The sequence below is a fragment of the Corallococcus sp. CA047B genome (assembly GCF_003612065.1).
Taxonomy (GTDB): Bacteria; Myxococcota; Myxococcia; order Myxococcales; family Myxococcaceae; genus Corallococcus; species Corallococcus praedator.
In genome coordinates this window covers 1-7,268 of record NZ_RAWD01000402.1, presented here as the reverse complement: position 1 = coordinate 7,268, position 7,268 = coordinate 1, and the positions used below count along the sequence as shown (strand labels likewise).

General features: G+C 70.0%; 7 protein-coding genes. 3 read left to right on the top strand and 4 right to left on the bottom strand.

Going from position 1 to position 7,268, the window contains the following annotated elements; genetic code table 11:
* Positions 1-284 precede the first annotated feature (284 nt).
* Complete coding sequence (locus D7X74_RS37055; protein WP_120537701.1) at positions 285-1,247, top strand: isopenicillin N synthase family oxygenase; 963 nt, start codon at positions 285-287, stop codon at positions 1,245-1,247.
* A 16-nt stretch (positions 1,248-1,263) separates the two neighbouring features.
* Positions 1,264-2,307 carry a carbon-nitrogen hydrolase family protein gene (locus D7X74_RS37050; RefSeq protein WP_120537700.1) on the top strand — a complete coding sequence of 348 codons (1,044 nt, stop codon included), beginning with the start codon at positions 1,264-1,266 and terminating at the stop codon, positions 2,305-2,307.
* Here the strand turns inward: D7X74_RS37050 and gatB are convergent.
* The 4 genes from gatB to D7X74_RS37030 are packed head-to-tail and all read right to left on the bottom strand — an operon-like array spanning position 2,304 to position 5,925.
* Positions 2,304-3,749, bottom strand: a complete 1,446-nt coding sequence (gene gatB / locus D7X74_RS37045; RefSeq protein WP_120537699.1) for an Asp-tRNA(Asn)/Glu-tRNA(Gln) amidotransferase subunit GatB — start codon at positions 3,747-3,749, stop codon at positions 2,304-2,306. The genes D7X74_RS37050 and gatB overlap by 4 nt on opposite strands.
* A 33-nt stretch (positions 3,750-3,782) precedes the next feature.
* Positions 3,783-5,249, bottom strand: a complete 1,467-nt coding sequence (gene gatA, locus D7X74_RS37040) for an Asp-tRNA(Asn)/Glu-tRNA(Gln) amidotransferase subunit GatA (protein ID WP_120537698.1) — start codon at positions 5,247-5,249, stop codon at positions 3,783-3,785.
* A 6-nt stretch (positions 5,250-5,255) separates the two neighbouring features.
* Positions 5,256-5,543 carry an Asp-tRNA(Asn)/Glu-tRNA(Gln) amidotransferase subunit GatC gene (gene gatC, locus D7X74_RS37035; protein WP_120537697.1) on the bottom strand — a complete coding sequence of 96 codons (288 nt, stop codon included), beginning with the start codon at positions 5,541-5,543 and terminating at the stop codon, positions 5,256-5,258.
* Between the two features lie 46 nt (positions 5,544-5,589).
* Complete coding sequence (locus D7X74_RS37030) at positions 5,590-5,925, bottom strand: zf-TFIIB domain-containing protein (protein WP_120537696.1); 336 nt, start codon at positions 5,923-5,925, stop codon at positions 5,590-5,592.
* 189 nt (positions 5,926-6,114) lie between these two features.
* Between D7X74_RS37030 and D7X74_RS37025 the strand changes: the two genes are divergently transcribed.
* A partial coding sequence (locus tag D7X74_RS37025; protein ID WP_199741983.1) for a DNA translocase FtsK 4TM domain-containing protein occupies positions 6,115-7,268 on the top strand: 1,154 nt, incomplete at its 3' end.

The window sequence follows — 7,268 nt, the reverse complement described above, 5'->3', positions numbered from 1 at the left end:
CGCCCCCCACTTCGCCCGCCTCCCGGACGAGCGTGTCACACGACGTCTCCGGTCCATGTCCCCGACCGCACGCCACACACGTGCGCTCACTCCTCGCGACTTCGGCCATACCGCTCCCCCCCGGCCAATTCCCCGCCCAATCTGCACATCCCGGAAGCCCCGTATCCACTGTCAATGAGGGCGGTTGTCGCAAAGTGAGGCGGGGGCCCTCCCCTGGGCCGGGGTGACGGTTGGGCGCAGGACTGCGGCGTGTCAGGAAGGTGTCACGCGGGTAGGATGTGGCCATGTCCCGCTCGGCCCGACGCATCCCCACCGTGAACCTGTCCCACTACCGCTCCGGCACTCCCGAGGAGCGGGCCCGCTTCGTCCAGGTGTTTGGCGACGCGCTCAAGGAGTTCGGCTTCGTGACCGTGGAAGGCCACGGCGTCGAGGACGCGCTCATCCGCCGCACGTACGCGGATGTGGAGCGCTTCTTCCAACTGCCGGAGTCCACCAAGACGCGCTACGCGGTGCCGGAGCGCCCGGGGCAGCGCGGCTTCATGGCGTTCGGCCAGGAGCACGCGAAGAACCGCAAGGTGGGGGACATGAAGGAGTTCTGGCACGTGGGCCGTGAGCTGCCCGTGGGCCACCCCTACCGCGACGACTACGGCGCCAATGTGTGGCCGGAGGAGGTGCCCTCCTTCCGCGACAACACCCTGACGCTCTACAAGGAACTGGACGACGCGGCGACGGTGATGCTCCAGGCGCTCGCGGACTACCTGGGCATCGCGCGCACCACGTTCAGCGACATGACGGTGGATGGCAACTCGGTGCTGCGGCTCATCCACTACCCGCCCCTGAAGGACCGCTTCATCCCGGGCGCGGTGCGCGCGGCCGAACACGAGGACATCAACTTCATCACGCTCCTGTGCGAAGGCACGTCCGGCGGCCTGGAGCTGCTCACGCGCGACGGCGAGTGGATTCCGGTGGACACGCTGCGCGGGCAGATCGTCGTGGACTCGGGCGACATGCTCAGCCGCGTGATGAACGGCGTCATCCCGTCCACCACGCACCGGGTGGTGAACCCGCCCAGCACGGAGCAGGACACCGTGCGCTACTCGATGCCCTTCTTCGTGCACCCGTTCTCCGACTGTATCCTCAAGCCGCTGCCGCAGACGGAGACCCCGGACAACCCCGCGCGCCACCCGCCCATCACCGCGGACGCGTTCCTCAAGCAGCGGCTGCGGGAGCTGGGCTTCCTCAAGTAGGCGCCCGGGCCAGCCCGTGCCACCGCCCGACGCCATCGAACTGTTCGCCGTCCAGCCGCGCGTCACGCTGGACGATTACGCCTCCGTGGCGACGTTCGCCGCGCACCACCGGGCCCTCGCCGCGCGGGTGGACGCGCTGCGCGCCCGGGACGCCTCGGGCCGGCCGCTGCATCCCGCGCTCGCCGTGTGGCCGGAGATGGTGGGCGCGGCGCTCGGGTTGGTGGGGCACCTGTCGCGCGTGCGCCGCTGCAAGACGACGAACGGCGCGATGACACGCGTGGCGCTCGCGGAGGGGTGGGCGCTATTCCGGACGTGGCGTGCCTTCCGTCCGCCTTCGATGGAGGAGTGTCTCTACGCCACGGTGGCGCCGCGCGTGCACCGGGCCATGTTCGAGACCTTCTCCGGCATCGCGCGCGATTACGGCCTGTGGGTCGTGGCCGGCAGCGCGCTGCTGCCCTCCAACCGCCTGGGCATCGACACCCCCGAGTACGAGCCCGCGGGCGCACGCACCTACAACACCAGCTACACGTTCGCGCCGGACGGTCACTGCGTGGGCGTCACGCGCAAGGTGAACCTGGTGCCCACGCAGGAGGACGTGCTCAACCTGAGCCCGGGCCGCCCGGAGGACCTGCCCGTGGTGGACACGCCCTTCGGCAGGCTGGGCACGCTCGTCTGCTACGACGGCTTCCGCGAACCGCACACCTCCGGGGAGCCGTGGTTCGTGCCGTGCGCGCAGTACCTGGACGCGCTGGGCGTGGACGTGCTCGCGCAGCCCTCCGCCAACGCCTGGTCCTGGGACGCGCCCTGGGCCTTCAACGCGCCGGGAGAGTCCCAGCTGCGCCGCGAGCAGTGGTTCAACGAAGGGCTCTTCACGCAGCTGCGCACGCTCAAGCGCGTGCGCTACGCGGTGAACCCGCAGCTCACCGGTGGGTTCTTCGAGAACACCTTCGAGGCCCCCTCGCTCATCCTGGAGCGCCGGGGGCCGGACAACGTGCACGTGCTCGCCCAGTCCGAGGACCCGCGCGGCGAGGACGTGCTCCACGTCACCGTGCCGCGTTAGTCCCCGAGCTTCTTCTTCAGCAGCTCGTTGACGAGGCCGGGGTTGCCCTTGCCCTTCATCGCCTTCATCACCTGGCCCACGAAGAAGCCGTACACGCTCTTCTTGCCGGCCTTGTACTTCTCCACCTCGCCCGCGTTCTTCGCGAGGATGTCGTCCACCACCGCCTCCACGGCCCCCACGTCGCTCACCTGCGCGAGGCCCTTCTCCGCGATGATGTCCACCGGCGCGCGACCGGTGCGGAACATCTCCCCGAGCACGTCCTTGCCCGCGTTCGCGGACACCGTGCCCTTCTCCACCGTGGCCAGCAGCTCGCCCAGTTGCGCCGGCGTGAAGCGCAGCGCGGACAGCGGCGTGCCCTCTTCCTTGAGCAGGCGGCTCAGCTCGCCCAGGAACCAGTTGGAGAGCTTCTTCGCGTCCGGCACGTGAACAGCGCAGGCCTCGAAGAAGTCCGCCAGCGGGCGCTCGGCGGTGAGGATGCGCGCGTCGTAGGCGGGCAGCCCGTACTGGCCCATGAAGCGCGTGCGCTTCGCGCGGGGCAGCTCCGGCAGCGCCTGCGCCTGCGCATCGCGGAGCGCGTCCGACACGATGAGCGGCTGGAGGTCCGGCTCCGGGAAGTAGCGGTAGTCGTGCGCGTCCTCCTTGGAGCGCATCGACCGGGTGACGCCCTTGTTCACGTCCCAGAGGCGCGTCTCCTGGTCCACCTTGCCGCCGGACTCGAGGACGTCCACCTGCCGCGCGGCCTCGTATTCGATGGCCTGCTTGAGGAAGCGGAACGAGTTGAGGTTCTTCAGCTCGCAGCGCTGGCCGTAGGTGGTGGACCCCTTGGGCATCACCGACACGTTGGCGTCGCAGCGGAAGCTGCCCTCCTCCAGGTTGCCGTCGTTGACGCCCAGGTACACCAGCACGTCGCGCAGCACCTTGAGGTACTCCACCGCCTCGTCCGCGTCGCGCAGGTCCGGCTCGCTGACAATCTCCATCAGCGGCACGCCCGCGCGGTTCAGGTCCACCAGGCTCTGGCCCGCGGAAGCGGAAGCGTCGTGCACGCTCTTGCCCGCGTCCTCCTCCAGATGGATGCGCCGCACGCGCACCGTCTTCTCACCCGACGGAGTGTCGATGACGAGCTCGCCCCACTCGCAGATGGGCTGGTCGTACTGGGTGATTTGATAGCCCTTGGGCAGGTCCGGATAGAAGTAGTTCTTCCGGCTCCACACGCTCGTGGGCTTCACCGTGCACCCGAGCGCCAGCCCCGTGCGCACCGCGTACTCCACCACGCGCTGGTTGAGCACCGGCAACACGCCGGGCATCCCCAGGCACACCGGACAGGTGTGGTGGTTGGGCTCGGCGCCGAACGCGGTGGAGCAGCCGCAGAAGATCTTCGACTGCGTGAGCAGCTGCGCGTGGACCTCGAGGCCGATGACCGTCTGGAAATCGCTCAGGGGCATGGCGGTGTCACCCTTGCCGGCGTCCGCTCCCCGCTAGACGGGGACGGCGCGGCGGAAGAAGTCGTGCTCGCGCTCGAACGCGCGGGCGATGCGCAACAGGCGGGCCTCGTCGAACGGGCGCCCGAGAATCTGCAGGCCCACCGGCAGCCCTCCTTGCGTGAAGCCGCACGGCACCGACAGCCCGGGCAGGCCCGCCAGGTTGCAGGGCAGCGTGTAGACGTCCATCAGGTACATGGACAGCGGGTCGTCCACCTTCTCGCCCAGCTTGAACGCCGGCACGGGCGACGTGGGCGACACGAGCGCGTCCACCTGCTGGAAGGCCCGCGTGAAGTCCTCGCGGATGAGCGTGCGGACCTTCTGCGCGCGCAGGTAGTAGGCGTCGTAGTAGCCGGCGGACAGCGCGTAGGTGCCCAGCATGATGCGGCGCTTCACCTCCGCGCCGAAGCCCTGCCCCCGCGTCTGCGTGTACAGCTCCTTGAGCCCGCGCGCGTCCTTGGCCCGCTGTCCGTAGCGGATGCCGTCGTACCGGGCCAGGTTGCTGGACGCCTCCGAGGAGGCCAGCAGGTAGTACGTCGCGAGCGCGTACTTCGTGTGCGGCAGCGACACGTCCACCAGCGTCGCGCCCATCCGCTCGAACTCCTCCAGCGAGGCGCGCAGCGTGCCTTCCACCTCCGGGTCCATGCCGGCGGTGAAGTACTCGCGCGGCACGCCCAGCTTGAGCCCGCGCACCCCATCCTCCAGGCCCGTGAGGCAGTCCGGCGTCGCCACGTCCGCGGAGGTGGAGTCGAGCGGATCATGCCGCGCGATGAGCTGGAGCAGCGCCGCGGTGTCCCCCACCGTGCGCGCCATGGGGCCCGGCTGGTCCAACGACGAGGCGAAGGCGATGACGCCGTAGCGCGACACCCGGCCGTAGGTGGGCTTGAGCCCCACGGTGTTGGTGAAGGCCGCGGGCTGGCGGATGGAGCCGCCCGTGTCCGTGCCCAGCGCGCCGAACACCTCGCGCGCCGCCACCGCCGCGGCCGAACCACCGGATGAGCCGCCCGGCGTGCGCGTCAGGTCCCACGGGTTGTGGGTGGGGAAGTACGCGCTCGACTCGTTGGACGAGCCCATGGCGAACTCGTCCATGTTCAGCTTGCCCAAGAGCGGCAGGCCCGCCTCCTTCAGCAAGCGCACCACGGTGGCGTCGTACGGCGGAACGAAGCCCTCCAGGATGCGCGAGCCGCAGGTGGTCGCCACGCCCTGGGTGAGGAAGATGTCCTTCAGGCCCACCGGCACGCCGTCGAGCGCACTGGCGGGACTGCCCGCGTGGCGGCGCGCGTCGCTGGCCTCCGCGGCCTTGAGCGCTCCGGCTTCATCCACGCGCAGGAAGGCCCGCACCTTCGGGTCCACCTGGGCGATGCGCTGGAGGCTCGCCTGCGTGGCCTCCACGGAGGACACCTCGCGCGAGGCCAGCTTCGCGGCCAGCTCCAGCATCGACAGGTCGGTGAGCGTCGACGACATGGCGGGCTACTCCAGGATCTTCGGGACCGCGAAGGCGGTGCCCACCTTCGCCGGCGCGTTGGCGAGCCCCGCTTCAGGGGGCAACGACGGCCGCATCACGTCCTCGCGCAACAGCGAGGACGCGAGCGTCGCATGGGAGGTGGGCTCCACCTGACTGACGTCCAGCGCCTCCAGCTCCGCCACCGCGTCCAGGACCTGCGACAACTGCGTGGCGTAGCGCGCCTCCTCTTGCGGCGTCAGTGACAGCCGCGCCAGGGTGGCCACGTGCCGGACCTGCTCGAGCGTGAGGGCCATGGGGACCGCCTCCTCCTGGAGGCTCTGGACGATGCGTTGACGACGACTACGAACGCTTGAACAGGTTGAGGATGGCGCCCATCACCTTGCCGCCCTGCTCGTGGCCGTGACCGCCCAGCAAGTGCTGCAGCTCGCCCGCGTCCAGCCAGACGCCGTGGCAGTTGAAGCAGCTGTCCAGCTCCACGTTGCCCTTCTTGAGCGTCTGCAGGTCCATGCCGCACTTGGGACACTTCATGTAGTGCAGCTTCTTCAGGTCCTCGCGCTGCTGGGCGGCCGTCTCCTGGGCCTGCTGGAGGGCCAGCTTGCGCTTGGCTTCGATCTCCTCGCGCGCGAAGTAGTCGTCTTCGTTGTTGGAGGGCTTGTCAGGGTGCAGGTCGGACATGGTTCGGGTTCTCCTTGGCGTCAGCCACCATAACCTCTCCCCGGAGGGTCGCAGCCGAAATGTAGGCCCTGTCCCGCCCCCTCTGACGCCTGCTGGAAAATTGACCGGGCCCCCTCTCTCCCTATTCTCGCCGCGCGGATTGCTACAGCTCGCTACGCGGCTGGAATCGGGCAGAGGGAACCGGGGTCCATGACAGCGGCCAAGAAGGGTGGTCGGGCGGAGAAGGCAGTGCTCTCCCGACAGGAAATCGCGACCAAGCGCAAGGCGCTCGCGAACAAGAAGATGAAGGCGGGGGGCGCAGCCAGCCCGGCCAGACGGGCGCTCGTGGGCGTCTTCGTCCTGGCCGCCTCGCTGCTCGCCTTGCTGGCGGTCGCCACGTTCGACGCGCATGACCGGGTGGGCCCCGGCTTCCACAACGCGGTGGGCCCCATGGGCCACCTCATCGCGGAGACGCTGCGGGGGGCGCTGGGTGTGTGCGCCTACTTCGTCCCCGTGGGTGGCATCTACACCGCCGTGGTGCTCTTCGTCGGCAACCGCGACCGGCGCCGCCTGCCGCAGATCATCTCCCTGGCGCTGCTCACGTGCAGCGTGGCCGTGCTCTCGCAGCTCATGTTCGCCAAGGACAAGGGCTGGGCGCACCCGCCCGGTGGCGCCCTGGGCGCGGGCCTGGGCGGGCTGATGGAGGGCATGTTCTCCACGGTCGGCACCGTCATCCTCGTCACCGCCATCAGCGCGGCGGCGCTCATCGTGGGCACGCAGTACACGTTCTTCAAGCTGTGCTCGCTGGTGTGGGCCGGCCTCACCGTGCTGGGCCGCCGCATCTCCGAATCCGCCCACGTCTTCTGGGAGGCGCAGAAGGTCTCCTACCAGGCCCGCCAGGAGCGGCTCGCCCAGGAGAAGGAGGAGGAGGCCGCGTTCCTCGCCGAGCTGGAGGCCGAGGAGGAGGAGCTCTCCGAGGCCGAGCGTCTGGCCGAGGAGGCCGAGGCCGCCGAAGCGGAGGCCATGGCCGAGGAGGCCGTGCGCCTCGCCCGACAGACGGAGAAGGAGCAGGCCGCCAACGCGAAGAAGGCCCTCAAGGATTCGCGCGAGCGCGAGAAGCTGGAGAAGAAGCTCGTCCGCGAAGAGGAGCCCGAAGAGGACGACGACGACGCGCGGGACGAGCAGCCGTCCCTGCCCCCGGAGCGCGCCGAGCGCCGTTCGCCGGGCGCGGATCCGGCCTGGGCCGCATCCTTCCTTGCCCCCCAGCCGCAGCTCCCCGCGAACACCGAGGGCGCCGAGCCGCCGCGCCGCGCCCGCAAGACGCCGCAGATCGTCACCCCGCCCTCCGCGCCGTCCTCGCCCCC